General features: G+C 74.5%; 1 protein-coding gene. It reads left to right on the forward strand.

The genetic code is table 11. The annotated features are described in order from the left end of the window. Positions 1-45: 45 nt before the first annotated feature. On the forward strand, positions 46-1,499 hold a 1,454-nt coding region (locus tag ACIQOV_RS41040; protein WP_401056192.1), incomplete at its 3' end, for a cytochrome P450.

The following is a 1,499-nucleotide window of genomic DNA, read 5'->3' on the forward strand; positions in this document are numbered from 1 at the left end:
CCACCGACCGCCCGTCACCGAACCCACCCGCGACCGGAGACCCCCGTGACCACCCCGTTCCCCGAACCCGCCATCCCCGCCGGCCCCGCGTCGCCCGCCGCCCCGCCGCCCGGCTGCCCGGCCCACGCGGGCGGCGGCATCTCCCCGACCGGCCCCGGCGGCCTGCGCCGCCTGTACGGGCCGGAGGCCGAGAGCGATCCGGCGGGCCTGTACGAGAAGCTGCGCGCCGAGTACGGCGAGGTGGCCCCGGTGCTGCTGCACGGCGACCACCGGGCCTGGCTGGTGCTCGGCCACGGCGCCAACATCGCCGCGATGCGCACGCCCTCGCTGTTCTCCCGGGACTCGCGCCTGTGGAGCGCCTTCCGCAACAACGAGGTCCCGCCGGACTCGCCGCTGCTGCCGGTGGTCGCCTGGCAGCCGATCTGCGTGTTCGCGGACGGCGACGAGCACCGCCGGCTGCGCGGCGCGCTGCTGGACGGCCTGAACGGCTTCGACCGGCGCGGCATCCGCCGTCACGTCCGCCGCTTCACCACCGACCTGGTCCAGGTGGTCGGGCCGACCGGCCGGGCCGAACTGATCTCCCAGTTCGCCGAGCACCTGCCGATGCTGGTGATGACCAAGCTGCTCGGCATGCCGGACGAGTACGGGCCGCAGCTGGTGACCGCCGCCCGGGACCTGATGAAGGGCACCGAGACGGCGATCGCCAGCAACGAGTACGTGGTCGCCGGTCTGCGCCGGACCATCGCCATCAAGCGCGAAAGCCCCGGTGACGACCTGACCAGCCGTCTGCTGGCGCACCCGGCCGGGCTGACCGAGGACGAGGTGATGGAGCACCTGCGGGTGGTGCTGCTGGCCGCGAACGAGACCACCGTCAACCTGATCGCCGACTCGTTGAAGATGGTGCTCACCGACCCGCGGTTCCGCGCCCACCTCTCCGGCGGCCAGATGACCCTGGGCGAGGCGCTCGACCAGGTGCTCTGGGACTCCCCGCCGATGTCCCTGGTGGCCGGCCGCTGGGCGACCGCCGACACCGAGCTGGGCGGTCAGCAGATCGGTGCCGGGGACCTGCTGCTGCTCGGGCTCGCGGCGGGCAACGTGGACCCGGTGGTCCGGCCCGACCTGGCGGCCCCGCTGTACGGCAACCGCTCCCATCTGTCCTTCGGCGCCGGTCCGCACGAGTGCCCCGGCCAGGACATCGGGCGGCACGTCGCCGAGGCCGGGATCGACATCCTGCTCACCCTGCTGCCGGACGTCCGGCTCGCGGTGCCCGAGGAGGAGCTGACCTGGAGTTCGGCCTGGATCTCCCGTCATCTGACGGAGCTGCCGGTGGAGTTCACCGCCCGCGACATCGAGCCGGACCCGCTCTCGGTGGCGGAGGCCGAGGAGGCGGAGGCGGAGGCGGAGCAGGCGAAGGCCGGGACCCAGCAGGCGGAACAGGGCGGCTCAGCGGCGCAGCAGGCCGTCCCGGGCCCCCGGAACGCCGAGCGCGCCGGGCCGGC

The sequence above is a fragment of the Kitasatospora sp. NPDC091257 genome (assembly GCF_044757675.1).
GTDB lineage: Bacteria > Actinomycetota > Actinomycetes > Streptomycetales > Streptomycetaceae > Kitasatospora > Kitasatospora lactacystinica.